Origin of the sequence: Hymenobacter crusticola (assembly GCF_002154225.1) — a bacterium.
GTDB classification, from domain to species: Bacteria; Bacteroidota; Bacteroidia; order Cytophagales; family Hymenobacteraceae; genus Hymenobacter; species Hymenobacter crusticola.
On the sequence record NZ_MTSE01000008.1, the window covers coordinates 160,495 to 178,762 of the forward strand.

The window sequence follows — 18,268 nt, forward strand, 5'->3', positions numbered from 1 at the left end:
GAGCGCGAAAGTAAGCAGCATCTATCAACAAAAAGCCGGCCTCACTGGTGGAGAAACCGGCTTTTTAAAAGGTAAGCTACTGCTTATTGTACAACAACGCGGCGGGAGAATAGCTGGCCGTCGGCGGTGCGACATAATACCACATAAATACCCGCCGGGCGGACACTAGGTAGTGAGTAGGTAGTGGCCGCAGCGCTGGTGAGTGCTACTTGCGCCTGCCAGCACGTGCGGCCGACGGCATCCACCAACTGCACGGTGGCGGGGCCTTTCACGGGCGGCAGTTGCAGCGTGAGCGTAGCGCCGCTTTGCACGGGGTTTGGGTACACTTGCAGGGCCGGCGACTCAGCCACGGCTTGGGTAGTAGCTAGCACTGTGTTGTCTATGCGTACGTTGCTTAGGTACAGGTCATTGCCAAATCGATTGTAGGCAACAAACCGCAGGTAGATTTGCTGGTTGGCGTAGGCCGACAAACTAACGTCCTCTTGCCGCCACTGATCGGCAGCGGTAGGCACAAAGGCGGCAGTAGAAGTAGGACGCGCTGCCGTGGTCCCGAGGCCCGTTTGCTGCGACTTGATGTACACCCGACCTAGGCGGGTGGTGGTGCAGGCTGCGTACACATCCACGGCCAGCGAATCGTTGAAATTGCTGCTGATAGGCGCGTAGGCTACGTCAAAATGCAAGATGGCCTGGCCTTGGTTGCGCAAGTCCAGGATGGGGGTTTGCAGAGAATCTTTCTGTCCCGTCACTGAGTAGTCGAAGAAGGGCATAAATGCAGCCGGGCCGGTCGTACCGTCTTTGCGCACGACGCTTGCGTTTGCGCCCCACGTGTACGTATTATCTGGGTTGAGCACCGTCCAGGAGCTAGGTAAACCCGAGGCAAAGTTCTCGACGTAAGGTAGTCCCGTGGGCGTTTGCACCCGAACGGTAAAGGTTTTGCTGGTAGAGCCGTTGGTGTTCGTGGTGGTGAGCGTGGCCGAGTACGTACCCGCAGTGGCGTACGTCACGGTGGGACTGAGGGACGTGCTGTTAGCGGGCGTGCCGCCGGGGAAGCTCCACTGATAGCTCACCGGACACTGCGTCGAGGTATTGGTGAAGGTAAGCGAACCGCCAGGGCAGATCGGCGTTTGGCGGACGGAGAAGCTAGCTATTGGAGGAGCCGCTGACACATTAATCAGCCCCGAAACGGTGCGCGTAGCCGTGCCGTTGGTATTGGTCACTTGCAGCGTCACGGCGTAGCTGCCGGCAGTAGCATACGTAACGAGCGGGTTCGATCCGGTGCTGCTGGCAGGCGTGCCGCCAGGGAAGGTCCATAAGTAGCTGGTGGCGCCGTACAGGGAGGCATCCTGAAACTGCACTGCCGTGCCGGGGCAAATTGGATCAGCTGTCACCGAGCTAGAAAACAAGGGCACGGGTGCAGCCGTGGCCGTGGGCCCACTCACCAGAATGTCGTCGAAGGCCCGCCCGCCGAGGCGGGTGGAGGCGTACGAGTCCACTTGGCCGCGGCCGTAGCGCTGGAAGCGGATGCGCGTGTCGGCCGCGAGCGTCAGCCCGGCCGCTTGCGCGGCTTGGCTCAGGTTCACCGTCACGGTCTGGTAGGTGGTAGTGGCGGCCGTGCCGGTCAAATCCACCAGGCGGTACCAGTTGGTACCGTCCACGCTGATGGCTACCCCGTCGGTGGCGCTGGTGCCGGTGAAGGTGGCCGGCATCTGCTCATCGGTCTCACCAGCGAACTTCTTCTGGCGGAAGGTCAGCACAAAGCCACCAGCTGGAGCCGCAGCTAGGTTCAGGTGCAGCGTGGCCTCGTTGGTGCCGGTGCCGGTGGCCAGTCCGTTGAGGGTGCCATAGTAGGGGAACACGTTGTCGAGCACGAGCTGACCGGGGGCCGAGGCCGGATTAAAGTCCGAGCGCACCAGCGTGCGGGCTGCCACCCGATCGGTGAGTTCCCAGTACTGCGCCAGGCCAGTGTTGTCGAAAGCTTCCAGCAGGGGCGTGGCGGCCACGGTGGGGTTGCCGAAGATGGCGCGGTAGGCGTTGATCAGGCCCGCGCCGGTGAGCTCATCGAAGCCGGGGGTGTTGACGTCCTGGGCCGTGGCTTTGAGCTGCGCGATAACCTGGGCCGGGGTGAGGCTAGGTTTGGCCTGCCGGAGCAGCGCCGCCACGGCGGCCGCATTGGGCGCCGCAGCCGAGGTGCCAAAGAACAGGGAGCCATCCTTGGGATCTGGCGTCAGCGAGCCGAAGAAAGAAGTGCTTACACCATCGACAGCGCTGAAATCAGGCTTCGGGCGCGTGGTGGGCGTAATGGCGTTTCCGAGTGCGTCGAAGAGGATGATGGGCGAGCCTTTCGAAGTGTATGTTTCCGGTGTAAGGCGGCTATACGACGGCGTCGCTGCTACCGACGCGGCACTTGCGGCGGCCGTATGCCCCACAATGGTGCCGCTGCTCGTCCAGTATTCCGTCGCGATTTGGTCATTGAAGCTGATGTACTTCAGGCGGGCCGGGTCTGCCGTGTTGCCGCGCCGCCGAATAACAAGGTCGAAGACGGTGCCTGTGCTGGAATTTGTGTAGGAGATTAATTCGGAAGGCGTCTGTATACCTAGGTTATTATCAACGCTGCTGGCTACGATGGTACCATCCTCACGCTTTAAGTAGATGTCGAGGTCTGTCTTAACGCCATTGGTTGTGTAAAACGGGTCACTCCATTGCAAAGCCATCGTAAAGGTCTGGCCGCGCGGAATGGTGAAGCGCTGCAGCGTATCGACCGCGCCGCTAGGATTGAAATTTAATACGCCGGTGCTCGTTGCTGTAGCCGCCACAAAGCCTGGCGTTATGTATTCGGAGGAGTTGCTACCGGTGTTGCCAGCCGAGGAGAAATAGACCACACCACGTTGGGCCGTCACTTCTTCCACGGCTTGGGCAATCACGCCGTCCTGGAACATGGGTTCCTCGAAGTAACTCACATCATCGACCAAGATCTTGCAGTTGCCCAAGCTAGGGTCGGCCAGCCGGCGAATCTGAGTGGCAAAGTCGGCTTCGCCTTGGTATACACTGCTGAAAGCTAGGCCTGCGCCGGGCGCAATATCGTGCACCAGTTCCAGCATGGCTCGCCCTTCGTCGGTACCGTCGGCAACGTCTTGCAGCACCTGCACGTTGGCAGGCAAGTCGCCGGAAGCCACCCCAGCGGGTGCCGTGCCTAGGGAGTTATAGGAGTCGCTCATCACGCCGATGCGCGTGCCCGTGCCATCGTAGCCAGTAGGGGAGGCGTTGCGCACTCGGCTAGCTTCCAAAACATAATCTGCCTGATTCTGCACCTTGCCCGCGTGGTTCTGCGGCCGGGCCACGGGGCGCACTCCAAGTAGCCCTTGCGCGGCGAGGCTGCTGATGCCTGCCGTGCCCGGCGCAAGCTGACGAAGCGGCAGCAGCCCTTCTATAAAGTGCAACTTGCTTTGGTCCGACGTTACCGCGAAGCCACGAGCTACGAGCAGGGGCTGAAGCGCGGCTACATCCTTTGCCGTAATGCGTACCAGCACAGTCTGCTTTTCGGGGTTAACCAGCAGGTCTGGGAAAGTGCTCTGCAACCGTACGGCCGCGCCGCCGCGGGCAGCTCCTGTGCCTTCCCACTCCTGGTAAAGCTGCTGTAAGTTGCCGCCTATGCGCGAGTTAGGATCGAGCTGTGATTTGACCGTGGGCGATGTGGCGGCCACCTGCCGTGCCTGATGTCGGATAGGAAAAGCTCCTTTCGCAGCAGGATCTGACTGGGCGAATATCGGCTGAGAAAGCAGCGTCAGAAGCAATGCCGTAGCAAGTTTCTGCATATCGAAAGATGATAAGTAAAAAAGGATTAGCAGCTGGAAAGTACGCTATGAAAAGGACAATTAAGCTAGTAAAATCATATTCTCTGAGTTTACTCTTCCACACCGTATTAGTTACCGATTAACACCTCGTTTTTATAGATGATTTTGGCCCGGCAAAAAAAGAGGGCTGCCCAACTGGGCAGCCCTCTACTTGACTGATAAGGCAGCAATACAAACTATTCTACCACCACGCGGCGCGAGAAGAGTTTGCCGTCGGCGGTGCGGCACAGCAGCATGTACACGCCCGCTGATTGCGCGCTGCTGAGCGTGTAAGTAGTCGTGGTGGTGCTGTTCAGCTCCACCTGCGTTTGCCAGGTGCGACGACCTAGGCCATCTACTAGCTGCACGCTAGCAGCACCCTTGATGGCGGGAAGCTGCAACGTCAACTGGGCGCCGCCGCGTACGGGGTTCGGGTACACTTGCAGGGCCGAAGACTCGGCTACTGCCTTGCCCGTTGCCAACACGATATTGTCGACGCGCACATTGCTCAGGTACAAATCGTTGCCATACTGATTGTAGGAAACAAAGCGCAAGTAAATGGGCTGGTTTGCGTAAGGCGACAAGTCGGCATTTTCCTGGCGCCACTGGCTAGCAGCGCTAGGCACAAACTTAGTCGTTTGGGCAGCTGTGGTAGCTAGGCCCGTACGCACCGACTTGAGATACACCCGACCCAGACGCGTGGTCGTGCAGGCCGCGTACACATCCACCGACAGCGAGTCGTTGTACGTGTTGTCGACAGGAGCGTAGGCAATGTCGAAGTGCAAACCAGCGCGGGCCTGCGTGCTGAGGTTCAGCACAGGCGTTTGCAGCGAGTCTTTGCGGCCAGTGGTAGCATAATCGTAGAAAGGCATGAACACGGCGCCACCACGGGTGCCGTCTTTGCGAACCACGTTGGTAGCGGAAGACCACGTCAAGCCATTGTCGGGGTTAAGCACCGTCCAGGAGCTAGGTATGCCGGAGGAGAAGGTCTCCGCAAATGGCACCGGCGCGGGAGCTTGCACGCGCACTGTACCCGTTTTGGTGGTAGAGCCGTTAGCGTTGGTAGTCGTGAGCGACACCGTGTAGGTACCCGCGGCGGCGAACGTCACCGTGGGGTTGGGCACCGTGCTGCTAGAGGGGGTGCCACCAGGGAAGCTCCACAAATACGTCTGGGTACACGTGGTAGGCGCGCTGGTGAACTTGATGGAGCCACCCGGGCAGATCGGCGTCTGGCGGAACGTGAAATCCGCAACTGGTCGTGCCGCTGAGATGTTGACCACGCCTTGTACCGTGCGCGTAGCCGTGCCGTTGGCATTGGTTGCTCGCAGCGTCACGGCATACGAACCAGCAGTTGGGTACGTCACCGTCGGGTTCGGTAGGGTGCTGCTAGAAGGCGTACCGCCTGGGAATGTCCACAGGAAGCTAGTAGCGTCGAACAGAGACGTATTCTGGAACTGTACCGTCGTGCCGGGGCAAACCTCAGTAGTTGTAACCGAGGCAGTAAACAACGGCACAGGAGCAGCTGTGGCTGTTGGGCCACTCACCAGAATATCGTCGAAAGCCCGCCCGCCGAGGCGAGTAGAGGCGTACGAGTCAACTTGACCACGGCCATAGCGCTGGAAGCGGATGCGCGTGTCAGCCGCGAGCGTCAGGCCAGCCGCTTGCGCAGCTTGGGTCAGGTTTACCGTCACGGTCTGGTACGTGGTGGTAGCGGCTGTACCGGTCAGGTCGACTAGGCGGTACCAGTTAGTGCCGTCCACGCTGATGGCTACCCCGTCGGTGGCGCTGGTGCCGGTGAAGGTGGCCGGCATCTGCTCATCGGTCTCACCAGCGAACTTCTTCTGGCGGAAGGTCAGCACAAAGCCACCAGCTGGAGCCGTAGCTAGGTTCAGGTGCAGCGTGGCTTCGTTCGTGCCAGTACCAGTGGCAATTCCGTTGAGGGTGCCATAGTACGGGAAGACGTTGTCGAGCACAAGCTGGCCAGGTGCTGAAGACGGGTTGAAGTCGGAGCGCACCAGCGTGCGGGCTGCCACCCGATCGGTGAGTTCCCAGTACTGCGCCAGGCCGGTGTTGTCGAAAGCTTCCAGCAGGGGCGTGGCGGCCACGGTGGGGTTGCCGAAGATGGCGCGGTAGGCGTTGATCAAACCAGCGCCGGTCAGATCATCGAAGCCAGGGGTGTTAATGTCTAGGGCCGTGGCTTTGAGCTGCGCAATTACTTGTGCTGGCGTGAGGCTAGGTCTGGCTTGGCGCAACAACGCCGCTACAGCCGCTGCGTTGGGCGCTGCGGCCGAAGTACCGAAGAACAAGTAACCATCTTTCGGGTCGGGAGTGAGCGAGCCGAAGAAGGTGTTGCTGCTGCCATCCGTAGCGGCAAGGTCAGGCTTCGGACGCGTTACCGGAGTAGGGAGTGGCGTGCCATTAGGAGCAAACAGGAAAGTCGGTGAACCTTTAGAAGTAAAAGGCTCGGGCGTGCGACGGTTACCAGAAGAGGTTGCGGCCGTCGAGCCAGCGCTTAAGGCGGCTGTGTGCCCTACAATTGCTCCAGCGCGCGTCCAGTATTCGGCGGGCGCGGCAGAGCCACCATTGTTTAACACAACGTACTTAATACGGGCTGGATCAGCCGTGCCGGCGCGGCGCCGAATGACCAGATCAAAGGCCGTACTAGTAGTCGAGTTCGTATAAACAATAAGCTCAGAAGGCGTCTGGTTGGTGATGTTTGCATCAGTGCTGCGGGCTACCGTGTCACCAGCCGCATTCAACAGAAACATGTCGAGGTCCGTCTTGACCCCGTTGGTTGTATAAAACGGGTCGCTCCACTGCAAAACCAGCGGCATTCTAGCGCCGCTCGGAATAGAGAAACGCTGCCGTGTGTCGGCAACCCCCGTGGGATTGAAGTTCAGGTAAGCGGTGGTGTTGGTACCTGCGGTGAAAACCGGTGAGGTGTATTCCGCCGCATAGTCAGCATTGTTACCAGCTGAGGAAAAATACACAGCGCCTTGTGCCGTTACTTCCTCAATAGCCTGGGCAATGACACCATCCTGGAACATGGGTTCCTCGAAGTAGAAAATGTCGTCGACCAGCACCTTACAGTTACCAATGCTCGGGTTCGCTAGGTTGCGGATCTGCTGGGCAAAGTCGGCTTCGCTAACGAAAACACTACTGAAAGCTAGGCCTGCGCCGGGTGCCACGTCGTGCACCAGCTCCAGCATAGCCCGGCCTTCATCAGAGCCGGCAGCATAGTCTTGTAACACTTGTACGTTGGCGGGCAAGTCGCCGGAGGCTACGCCAGCAGGCGCGCCACCTAGCGCGTTGTACGAGTCGCTCATCACCCCGATGCGCTGCCCCGTGCCACTGTAGCCCGTCGGTAATGCGGCGCGCACGCGGTTAGACTCTAGGATGTAATCCGCTTGGTTCTGGATGCGGCCGACATAGTTCATGGGGCGGCTCACCGACTTAATCCCCAACAGACCATTACTAGCTAGGGCACTAACGCCTGCTTTGCCAGGAGCAAGCTGGCTTAAAGGCAGCAGGCCTTCAATGAAATGCAGCTTGCTTTGATCAGAAATTACTTTGAAACCGCGGGCCGCTAGCAGCGGACGAAGTGCCGCGACATCTTGCGCTGTGATGCGTACCATCACCGATTGCGCCTCATCATCGATATTCAACTGCGAAAAAGCAGTCTGCATCGAGGTAGCTGCCCCGCGCGAGGCGCCTGCGTTCTGCCATTGGGCATACAGTTGCTGCAGAGAGCCGCTGATGCGTGAGTTAGGATCTGGGCGTTTTAAGATGAGGTCCGGCGCTGCTGCCGTCACCTTGCTGCGTTGTAGCAAAGGATTATCTCCTTTGGCCGCGCCTCCGGTTTGGGCAAGAAGCGGGGCAGAGAACAGCGTTAACATGAACGCTGTAGCAAGTTTTCTCATAGGGTAGAGGTTGTGAGCGATAGGGTAGAAGGTATGGTTGGTAATCGCAGGTAAAGTACCTTATTAAAAGACAATTAAAAATAAGATCGATAATAAGATTTTGGGTTGCCATTGTTTAGGTTCGGAGGCCTCAGTATGGCGGGCGTAGCAAACGCAAAAAAGCCGGCTCCCCGCTAAGGGAACCGGCTTTTTCTGATGGGAAGTACGAGCGCTAAGAAGGGTCGGAAACTTGACCTATCTCTTCGCCGCGGTTGTTGTACACACCGCCTTCGGCACTCACGTAGAGCCGACGCTCCTGGCCATCCACGAGGATGTAAGGAAAGGAGCGGCTATTGGAGCGTGTTAGCTTCCCCACGACCTGCACGGAGCGCGAGTTTTGCTGTAAACGCACCACACTCAGCTTATTAGTGAGATAATACAATTCGTCGGGGCTGTCGTGGAAAGTGATCTTGCCGACAACACTCATCGGGCTAGCCGACGTTTGGGTAATGGGCGCTTGGTTTTGGGCCGGACGGGGCGCAATGGCTACCGGTGCCGACGAAGGAGCCGCCGTGCGGGTGCTGGCCAGGATCTGGTCGTTGGCTCGCTTCCAGCCGTCGCCAATTGCTTTCAGGCGCGGGGCTTGGCTGGGGTGAGTGGCCGAAGCTCCTTCATCCGATACTACCGCCATCGCCGTTTGGGCCTGCGCGAGACTAGCACCCATTTTACGCAGCACAAAGCCCGAAAACTCGTCGGCTTCTAGCTCGTCGCTGGGGTTGCTGCCGCCAGCTTGTAAGGTGTGGCCATTGAGATGGTGACCCATTTCGTGCGCCAAGATGCTAATGCCTGCCCAATCGGTGTGACCGGCGCGGTTCACGGCCGCCACAAACTGAGGATTATAAAGTAAGTAGCGCTTGCCGCCGTACACCACAGCCGCTGCATTCTGAACGTCCGTAGTGGCCCGCAACTCAAAGCGGGGCTTCAGGCCGACCACATCCGTAATTTCACGCAGCACGTCGCGGGTGCCGGTCGTGGTTTGGGCCACGGCCACAGTTCCCGTCAGGAAAAGCCAGCCGGCAAGCAACAGGCCTGCACAGTGGCGGAAGATGCGGTTGGTTTTCATGAATATTCTTTGGGTTAGCTGGACTATAAGAAGACAAAAATCCTGCCGGACGCAGAGTCTCTGCCACTTTGGCCCTTGTAGGGATATAACGTAAAATAGGCATGCTTTAGTGCCTAGCTTGTCATCTTGGCGAACGACTTCACTCACATAGTATACATACAGTTTGTGTGAGCTACACGTGCCAGTGATGTCAGGAGAAACTGATTCTCTGGCTAGCAACAAGGCTAGCTCTACCCTAGGCCTCGGATTTAGAGGCACGAGCATAATCTTTTTAGTAACAACTTTGAAATACAAAGTACTTTATAGTATGTTTGTTGTCGTTGTATTATTCCCGTTGCCTTATCTCGCTCTATCGAATGAAACAGCCCACGGTGTGGCTTTATTATGCATGTCTACTTGGGCTCTTCTGCCTTCTTAAAGTGGCATACATCCAGGCCAGCAGCACGGACCTATACATGCTGCTGGCCCCTACCAACTACTTAGTTGAGCTTACCCTAGGTTCTACTTCTGTCTTTGAGCCCACCGTGGGCTTTGTGCATCCTAGCCTGCACATCAGCATCGACAAATCCTGCTCTGGCTTTAATTTCTGGGCCATGTGTTGGCTCATGCTGAGCGTGGCCGCCGTGCAACAGCGCTTGCGTCTGTTGCTGCCTGTGTTGCTCGCGCTGCCACTAGTAAGCTATGCCCTCGCTTTGCTAATCAATACTTCTCGCATTCTGACGGCTATTCTGCTGCGTAGGATGCTGCCTAGTACGCAGCACTACGAGTGGCTGCACCAAGCTGAAGGGGCAGTTCTATACCTGTTTTCTTTGGTGCTGATCTATTTGGGGTTTGTTGCTATGTGTTCTTATCTCCACACTCGTTATGCGCCATCTGCTTAATCCAAATTGGGTATTCGGACTTGCTGTGTTGCCGGTGTTGGTGCTTATTAGTCTGTTGTCAGCGCAGTACCAGTTAATCAAAAGCTTACTGCCACCAGAGAGTGTTATGTGGTGGCAAAGCCTAGGCGTCACGGTAGTTCTGTTAGTGTTTTTGCAAGCAAGCTATGCCGGATGGTGCCGTTGTAAACAACAGGCATTGCCGAAAGCATACGGAGCCATTACAGTAGTGGTGTACGTCGGTTTTTTGTACGTGTACGCTAGTCACATCGACACGCTATTCCCGCGTACAATAGCGAATTGGATGCTTTTTGATGTGGTTCCGCTGTACCCGGTGACGTTCTTAATGCCTACGCTCGCCCACGCCACCTTGGTACTCATCATCTGGTATACGCCCGAGGAACAGCCCCACAAAGCCGGGCCTACCTTTTTGGGCGCGCTGGCGGTGCCCGTAGTGTGGTACTTAGTGCTTCAGGTAGTATTACCTCTGTGGAGAGGCAGTGGAAGCAAGTTCGGAGAGCATGTGCTTGTGGTAGCGCTGGTGGCAGGCACCGTCATCTTCTTGTTTTTGCTGGCTCGCGGCGTGTATATCTTGGGGGTGCAACGGGCCGGGATTTGGATTAAGTGCCAGTTGGTTTGGAAGGTGCTGATTGGGATAGTATTGCCGCTGCTAGGGCTGCTAGTGAACAACGGCGTGCTGTTTTCCCCACATTTTGGAGCTAGCACTGGCATCTTTGGCAACTTCACAAGTCCCTGGTTCTACGGGTTGGCGCTGCTCAACGGTATTTTGCTGTGCCTGCCCGTGCCGCGTTCCGCTGGGCTGCACTTGGTGTTATACCTAGGTCGGGGCCTGACGCTGGCTTACACCCTTTACTTCTTCCTGGTTTTTCTGCCATTTTTGCCGCTATCCATTGTGGCTGTAGTGGCTGTTGGTACAGGCTTCTTACTGCTGACGCCTTCGCTACTGCTGTTGGTGCAGTTGCGCGAGCTAACGAACGATTACGCAGTGCTGCGGGCGTTCTTCGCGAAAGGCTGGTTGGTGGCGGGCCTCTTGCTGAGCAGTCTGGTGCTGCCGGCAGTCATTACACTCTCGTACTGGCATCAGCGCCAAGTGCTGAACCAAACCCTAGCGTACCTCTACCACCCCGATTATAAGTGGCACTATGAGCTAGATACAACGGCCCTAGCTACCACGCTGGAAGCTGTGCGGCACCACAAAAGCAACAACGCCGACGTGCTGTTTGGTACGCATTTGCCATATTTATCAACGTACTACAACTGGCTCGTACTCGACAACCTTACGCTCTCAAACGAGAAGCTCGACCGTATCGAGCAGGTGTTTTTCGGCGCATTACCCTCTAAACGGATGCTGCTCCCATGGCCCCGTACCAATGTGGCCGAACAGAAACCTCGCCTCACCCGCTTGCGCAGCCATAGCACTTATAACACGCAACAGGGGGCGTGGGTAAGCTGGGTCGATCTGGAAATTACCAACCCCGCCGGGAACTCCTCGCAGGCGGAGTTTGCCACCACCCTGGCGCTACCCGTGGGGTGTTGGGTGAGCGGCTGTTACTTATACGTAGGTCGGCAGCGCGTAAAAGGACTACTGACGGAAAAGAAGGCTGCCACTTGGGTTTTCTCCCAGATTAAAGAGGAGAGGAAGGATCCTGGAATCCTCTATTATACCGGTGCTAACGAAGTGACCCTACGCGTTTTTCCCTTCGCCGCGCCTGAGGTCCGCCGCACCGGTATTCAGTTTTTGCACAAAGAGCCCGTGACCTTACAGGTAGCAGGGCAGCGGGTAACCCTAGGAAATACCAACCACACCTTCTCCCCAACACCGGTTACAGCCACAAGCCAATCTTCCCAGGTGAATTATATAAGCGCGCAGCAAAAAGCTAGGTTGCCACTGGTTACTCGCAAGCCCGTCTTTCACTTCTTGTTAGATGTATCGGCCCAGCAAGCGGCAAACCAGGGAAGCTACAGTGCGCGGGTAGATGCTTTTATGCAACACCACCACCTAGAGGCAGCGCACGTGCAGTTCAGCTTGGTAGATGCCTACGTAACGCCAATCGACTCAAGCAAAGCATGGAAGCGGTGGGTAGATAACCATCATAGCACGGGTGGTTTCTACTTGGCAGGTGCCTTGCAGCGCCTCCTCGTTGATGCCGCCACCGTGCCCCGGCCTACGTACCCGGTTATTGTCGTCGCAACAGATAGCCTGAACCACGCTGTGCTCAATACCGATTTTTCAGAGTATGCGGCGGCTTATCCGGAGAGTGACCTGTTCTACGTCTTAGGACCTGACGGGAAAGTAGAAGCGCATTCGCTTCGCAACCGGCCGCTCGATGCAGTTGACAATGCCGGCTTCGTAGCACTAACAGAAACTCCCGTGCGAGCTTGGCCAACTGCGCAACGTCCACGAGCCTATCTACCCGACGACGGACAAGCTAGCCTCGTGCTGCCCACGACGGACGTAGACCTCACGGCGGCCAACCTAGCCCCTGGCAGTTGGCACAGTGCGCTGTTGCTGCATGGACACTGGCTGGCGCAGGTCCTGCACCCTGCCACTAGTGAGCCCGAGCGCACCCGCGCCGTGCGGGGTAGTTTCCGTGCGGGCATCCTGACGCCCCTGACAGCTTATATGGTTGTTGAAAACGAGGCGCAACGCGCAGTGCTGCGCCGCAAGCAAGAGCAAGTGTTGGCCGGCAACGACGCCCTAGACCTAGGCGAAGAAACCCAGCGCATGACTGAACCAGGCGAAATAGTGCTGCTCTTGGTGCTGGCAGGGGGGCTGCTAATGCGGTGGGGCCGCACTAGGTACCGCCTAGGTAAGCCAGTCTAGCTAACGGGTTGCACCAACTGTGGGGCAATGGCAGCGGCGGGCCGCTCGCCGATCTGCTGGCGCCACATGGCGTAGTAGAGCCCTTTCTGCTCCAACAGTTCCTCGTGGCGTCCTTGCTCGGCAATGTGGCCGCGCTCCAGCACGAAGATGCGGTCGGCGTGCAGGATGGTGCTCAGGCGGTGGGCGATGAGGATGGTGACGTGCTGGCGCGAGCCCGATAACTCCCGCACCGTCCGCCCAATTTCTTCTTCCGTGAGCGAGTCGAGGGCCGAAGTGGCTTCGTCGAACACCAGCAGGGTAGGTTTGCGTAGGAGCGCGCGGGCGATGCTCAAACGTTGCTTCTCCCCACCCGATACTTTTACGCCGCCTTCCCCAATGATGGTATCAAGACCTAGGGGGGCGCGGGCCAGGAGCGTATCGGCGGCAGCTTGGTGCAGGGCGCGCAGGCATTCCTCGTCGGTGGCTTGCGGCGCCACGAAGCGCAGGTTTTCACGGATAGTGCCGGCAAAGAGCTGCGTGTCCTGGGTTACGAAGCCGATTTGCTCCCGCAACGTATCGAGGTCTAGTTGAGCCCCGGGGATGCCGTTGTAGAGAATCTGGCCGCTGGCGGGCGGGTAGAGGCCCACCAGGAGCTTAACCAGCGTGGTCTTGCCCGAGCCCGACGGCCCGACGAAGGCAATGGTTTCGCCGAGCTTGGTAGTGAACGTGATGCCGGCCAAGGCGGGCACGCTGGCCGAAAGGTGCTGGAAGCGAACCTGCTCGAAAGCGAGGGTCTGAATCTTATCGATGTGCTGCGGATGTGCGGGCTTTATTTCCTTTGGCGTTTCAAGAATCTGCTGGTAGTTGGCCAGCGAAGCTTCTGTTTCGCGGTACACGTTAATGATGGTACCCATTTCCTGCAACGGCCCGAAGATGGCGAAGGAGTAGATGAAGAACGAGAAGAACTCGCCCACGGAAATAATCTTCTGCACTACCAAGAACAGCAGCATTAGCAGAATGATGTTGCGCATCAGGTTCACGAAGGTGCCCTGCACGAATGACAACGAGCGCAAGTAGCGCACCTTCTTTAGCTCCAGCTTCAGAATCTTGTCGGTGGTGTTGTTCAGGCGGAGCGTTTCCTGCTGGGCTAGGCCTAGGCTTTTAATCAGCTCAATGTTGCGTAGGCTTTCGGTGGTAGAACCTGCTAAGGCCGTGGTTTCGGCTACGATGGTTTTTTGGATAACCTTGATGCGCTTACTCAACACCAAACTCAGCGACCCGAGCAACGGGATGGTCAGGAAGTACACCATCGCAATGGGCCAGTATACGCTGACGGCGTACCAGGTCACGAAGATGATGGCCACCAGCGAAATAAACAGCACGTTGACGAAGCTCTGAATCAGCTTCTCCACATCGGTGCGGACCTTCTGGAGCTTGCCCAGAGTCTCGCCCGAGCGCTGATCCTCAAACACTTGGTAAGGCAATTCTAGCGAGTGGCGCAAGCCATCGGAATACAACTGCGCACCTAGGCGCTGGGTGATGACGTTGGTGTAGTAGTCCTGAAAGTTCTTGGCAATGCGCGACACCATCGCCACACCCATCGCCTTGAGAATCAGGATGCCTGCTCCGGTAGCCAGAAATTGCCAGAAGCTAGGTCGCACGGTGCTGCCTAGGGTCGGCGTGACGTAGCGGTCAATAATTTGCCGCAGAATGTAGGGGTCGAGGAGAGAAAATATCTGGTTGATGGCCGCCAGCAACAAGGCTAGGGCCAACAGGCCCCAGTAGTTGCGGAGGTAGCTGTAGAGAAGTTTCATGAGAGGGAAAGGGCAATACTATAGAGATAAGTGTCGAGCCTAGGTAGAAGTTTTAGCGCGTACTATTTCTCGACAGACAAAAGATATTGTGTCTAACGACCTAGCAACTGAAAGGCGTGTTATAACTTAAAGAGCAGAGTAAATGGAGATTTGTAACGATTTGTATATTAGCCATAAGAAAGTTATTTATATTATTTTAGTTGTATTCTGCATGCGCTTATTCCTTGTTGCTTCTGTACTTGTGCTTCATGCTAGCTTTAGCTCAGCTCAACAAACGCCTATTCCGCGCTTCTACGGGGGGGTACAAGCCTTTGTCAGCAGCTTCCCTATCTTCTATCCTGGTGCTACTAATTCCTATCTAACTTATTCCGGACCAGTTGAGCTACTTGCAGGCTACCGCTTTGCTCCGCGCTGGGCTATGCAAGTCGGTTGGATTGGAACTCGGAAGGTCTATCACGATGGAAACCACTATGTGGATCCCACCACTGGTGGCGATGTAGTGAATATGAGTCGGGAAGACCGCCGCAATACGGCCATTCCAGTGTTAATGCGCTACTCTTTGACGCGCAAGATGGCGCATCGAGTGCAGTTTGACGTGCTAGCTGGAGTGACCCTCGTGCACGCTTCCTATGAGAGGCGCGCCACACGGTTGGTAGATGAGCAACTTGTTTTTGATGATCGTAAAGTCAACAAAGCCACGAATATAGCGCTTTGTATTGGGCCGAGCATCCGCTATTCTTTAGGGTCACATTTAGGATTGATAGCTCATTATGGGCACAATGGAACTCTCAATCCACGTCATAAGGCAGGTTCTCCTATTTTGGCCACTGGCTTCGCCAATACCTTCACAGGAGGGATACACTACCGATTTGGTTATAAGTAAGGGAATAAATACACTTTACTCCCAGCCGCCCCCGAGCGCTTTGATAAGATTAACGGAGTAGCGAAGCTGGTCAGCTTGCGTTTGCACCACGAGGCGAGCCGCCTCCAGGGTCTGGCGGTCGGCATCCACTACCTCGAAGTAGGTGGTAAGGCCGCGGTTGTACCGTTCGCGGGTGAGCAGTCCGGCCAAGCGGGCGGCTCGCAAAGCACGCTGTTGGGCTTCGAGTTGAGCGGCACTTTGCTGCACGTCGGCCAACGAGGTTTCTACCTCCTGAAACGCCGTGAGGGCCGACTGCTGGTAGCTAGCCGTGGCTGTGTTGAAGCGAGCTTCGGCTAGTTGTTGGTTGGAGCGCAAGCGGCCACCGTTGAAAATTGGGATACCGAGCGTGCCCCCTAGGTAGTACGTATAACTCTCATTGAGCCGCGCTATTTCGCTGAACTGGGCGCTCTGCGGACCAATGTAGCCGTTGAGCAGCACGGTGGGCCGGCGCGCTAGGCGGGCCGCGTCGATGCGGGCGTCGGCGGCGGCGAGTTGGCGCTCGGCGCGCTGCAAGTCGGGGCGGCGGGCTAGCAGAGTTGTTGGCACGTTCGTCGGTACGGAAGGAGCGGCTAGCACCGTTGGGCGCGGCGCTACGGTGAAGCTGCTGGCCGGCTGGCCGCACACCGTAGCGAGGGCAGCCACGTAGCCCGCCCGTTGGCGCTGCACTTCTATGCGGCTGGCGTCTACGTTGGCTAGCTCAGTTTCGGCGCGGCGTACGCCAATCTCGTTGTCCACGCCGGCTTTGAAGCGGGACTGCACGAGCTGTAGGTTTTGCACTCGGGCTTCGCGGGTGCTATCGAGCACCCCTAGGTCGGCGTCGAGGCCACGGATGGTGAAATAGTAGCTAGCTGCATCCGTAGTGAGCGTGAGCTGCACCACGCGCACATCGGCTTCGGCTGCTTGCTGGTCCGTTTCGGCGGCGCGCACGTTGCTGCGAATCCGGCCCCACACGTCCACCTCGTAGTTTACGTTGATGGGGATGTAAAACTGCTGTTGGCTGATACCAATCACGGTGGCGTTCGGGAACTGCACCGGTCGCAACGCCGACAAATGGCTCTTGTACACCGAGGGGTTGAGCGTTACTTCGGGCGTGCGGTAGGAAGTAGCATTGCGCACCGTGGCCCGTGCCTCCTCCACCCGCGACACGGCCGCGCGGGCGTTGAAGTTGTTGGCTAATGCCTGCTGCTCCAGTGTGTTTAGGTCGGGGTCGTTGTAGAGCGTCCACCAAGAGGGCGCCTGCGGCGCCTGGTTGAGGGGAGCGGGCGTCGTGGGCACCGGGGTCGGACTGGCTGGCTGCGGCGGAGTCGCAGGGTTTGTAATAGGAGCAGAACTATTGTTTTGCCACTGCGTTGGTGTCGCTACATCAGGCGCTTTGTAGTGCGAGGTAGTAGCGCAACCCGCCAGCCACAGCCAGCCGATACCAAAGCTCAAACGACGAAAGAGAGAACAGGGACTATTCAAAAACTTCATTGCGAAGTGGTGAAAGCTAGGTAAGAGGGAGATAAGGATAGTTGATAATAAGATAGTTGTAATTGCTAGGATAGAAGTAAGACCATCATGCTGCGCTGGCCGAAGCCTCTCGCTTGTGGTCGTTGTAAGAGGAATCAGCCGTCAGCACGCGAGTCTTTGGCAAGCTCAGCATGACGGCCAAGCACGTTCCGTTAATGTCCTGCATCGGCCACCGGCGACGATACGCGCGGACGGTCGGGGTCGTAGGGGCGTTCGGGCGCGGTCGGTTTGGCGGGGCCTTCGGGCTTCTTCGGCGCCTCGGCTACTTTGGTCTGCACGATCTGTCCTTCTTCCAGCGTTTCGGCGGGGTTGATGACCAGCAGTTCGTGGCCTTGTAGGCCTTTCGTTACTTCCAGCTGCGCGCCAAAGTCGCGGCCGGGAACGATGGGTTGGTAGTGCACTTTCTTGTCCTGAATTACCACCACTTGGGGGTTCGTGCCGCCGGGCACCAGCGAGTTAGCCGAGATGATAACGCTAGGAGCCGTGCGAATCAGCTTAAAGCGCACCTGGGCAAACATGCCCGGCAACAGCTTCTGGTCGCGGTTCGGAATCTTTACCTCCGTGCGCATGGTGCGGGTCGAGGTGTTCAGGGCACCCGCCGTGCGCGATACAATGCCTTCGAACTTGCGGTCGGGATACTCAGGTACCAGCACGTCGGTGTGCATCCCCACCTTGATGCTCGGTACGAAGTTCTGCGGCACTTCCACGAAGGCACGGATGGTATCGGTTTGCTCGATCTTGAACAGCTGCGCGCCCTCGGCCGTGTTGGGCGACACCAGCGAGCCGACTTCCACGTTACGCTGCGTCACGATGCCGCTGAACGGGGCCACCACCTGGCGAAAACCCTGCTGGGCAATCAGGCGCTGCACGCCGGCGCGCTGTGCCGCGTACTGGGCCTGGCTTACATCGAGTTCTTGCTTGGAAATAGCGCCGGGCAGCTCCACGCTTTGCAGACGGTTGTAGCTGGTTTGGGCCAGACCTAGGTTGGCGCGGGCCTCCGCAATTTGCTGGTCAAGCTCGGGGGTAGAAATCACCGCCATCAGTTGGCCTCGCCGCACCCGCGTGCCGATGTCGGTGCGCCAGGTTTTTACAAAGCCATTGGCTTGGGCAAACACGAAGGTTTCGCGGTTCGAGCGGGTGTCGGCGGGGAGCTGCACCTGCGTGGTATCCGGCGAGGGATTCGCGGCTTGCACCGTCACGATGGGGGCCGCCGAGGCTTCCGTGCGCGCATCGGCTTTCAGTTCCTTGTCGTGGCGCAAGCGCGGTAGCAGACCTACTAGGAGCAGACCGCCAAAAACGAGAAGCACAAGGAGAATGGTAATCCAAAAACGGCGTTTGCTGCGGGGCGCGTTGTAGTCAGCAGAATTGTCCATAATTCTATTTTCGAGTTTCTCGCGGAGGCTTGTAGAGGGAAGGCGCTGAGGCCTACCGAGGTCGACTTCTGCAAACCCCCGCGAGAAATTAATATT

At 57.5% G+C, this 18,268-nt stretch carries 9 protein-coding genes; 3 read left to right on the forward strand and 6 right to left on the reverse strand.

All coding sequences use genetic code 11. The features are described from left to right. Positions 1-83: 83 nt before the first annotated feature. The 3 genes from BXP70_RS16470 to BXP70_RS16480 form a co-directional block, all read right to left on the reverse strand. On the reverse strand, positions 84-3,812 hold the full coding sequence (locus BXP70_RS16470) for a PKD domain-containing protein (protein WP_086595198.1): 3,729 nt from the start codon (positions 3,810-3,812) through the stop codon (positions 84-86). 215 nt (positions 3,813-4,027) lie between these two features. Then, on the reverse strand, positions 4,028-7,750 hold the full coding sequence (locus BXP70_RS16475; RefSeq protein WP_086595199.1) for a PKD domain-containing protein: 3,723 nt from the start codon (positions 7,748-7,750) through the stop codon (positions 4,028-4,030). Between the two features lie 211 nt (positions 7,751-7,961). After that, a complete protein-coding gene (locus BXP70_RS16480; RefSeq protein WP_086595200.1) occupies positions 7,962-8,852 on the reverse strand; it encodes a M48 family metalloprotease in 891 nt (296 codons plus the stop codon). A gap of 356 nt (positions 8,853-9,208) precedes the next feature. Between BXP70_RS16480 and xrtK the strand changes: the two genes are divergently transcribed. Both xrtK and BXP70_RS16490 read left to right on the forward strand, forming a co-directional pair. Then, positions 9,209-9,733, forward strand: coding sequence for an exosortase K (gene xrtK, locus BXP70_RS16485; protein WP_086595201.1), 525 nt, complete (start codon positions 9,209-9,211; stop codon positions 9,731-9,733). Next, positions 9,717-12,575: an MSEP-CTERM sorting domain-containing protein gene (locus BXP70_RS16490; RefSeq protein ID WP_086595202.1), complete on the forward strand. Its 2,859-nt coding sequence runs from the start codon at positions 9,717-9,719 to the stop codon at positions 12,573-12,575. The genes xrtK and BXP70_RS16490 overlap by 17 nt, the downstream gene beginning before the upstream one ends. On the opposite strand, the gene BXP70_RS16495 is transcribed toward BXP70_RS16490, so the two are convergent. Further along, positions 12,572-14,368: an ABC transporter ATP-binding protein gene (locus tag BXP70_RS16495; protein ID WP_086595203.1), complete on the reverse strand. Its 1,797-nt coding sequence runs from the start codon at positions 14,366-14,368 to the stop codon at positions 12,572-12,574. The two genes, BXP70_RS16490 and BXP70_RS16495, sit on opposite strands and share 4 nt — an antisense overlap. Positions 14,369-14,579: 211 nt before the next feature. On the opposite strand from BXP70_RS16495, the gene BXP70_RS16500 reads away from it, so the two are divergent. Continuing rightward, positions 14,580-15,251, forward strand: a complete 672-nt coding sequence (locus tag BXP70_RS16500) for an outer membrane beta-barrel protein (protein ID WP_218779807.1) — start codon at positions 14,580-14,582, stop codon at positions 15,249-15,251. Between the two features lie 15 nt (positions 15,252-15,266). Here BXP70_RS16500 and BXP70_RS16505 read toward each other — a convergent pair whose 3' ends face one another. Then, on the reverse strand, positions 15,267-16,760 hold the full coding sequence (locus tag BXP70_RS16505) for an efflux transporter outer membrane subunit (RefSeq protein WP_086595205.1): 1,494 nt from the start codon (positions 16,758-16,760) through the stop codon (positions 15,267-15,269). Positions 16,761-16,951: 191 nt separating this feature from the next. Next, the gene (locus tag BXP70_RS16510) at positions 16,952-18,172 is read right to left on the reverse strand and encodes an efflux RND transporter periplasmic adaptor subunit (RefSeq protein ID WP_086595206.1); all 1,221 of its coding nucleotides are present in this window, start codon (positions 18,170-18,172) and stop codon (positions 16,952-16,954) included. Positions 18,173-18,268: the final 96 nt, after the last annotated feature.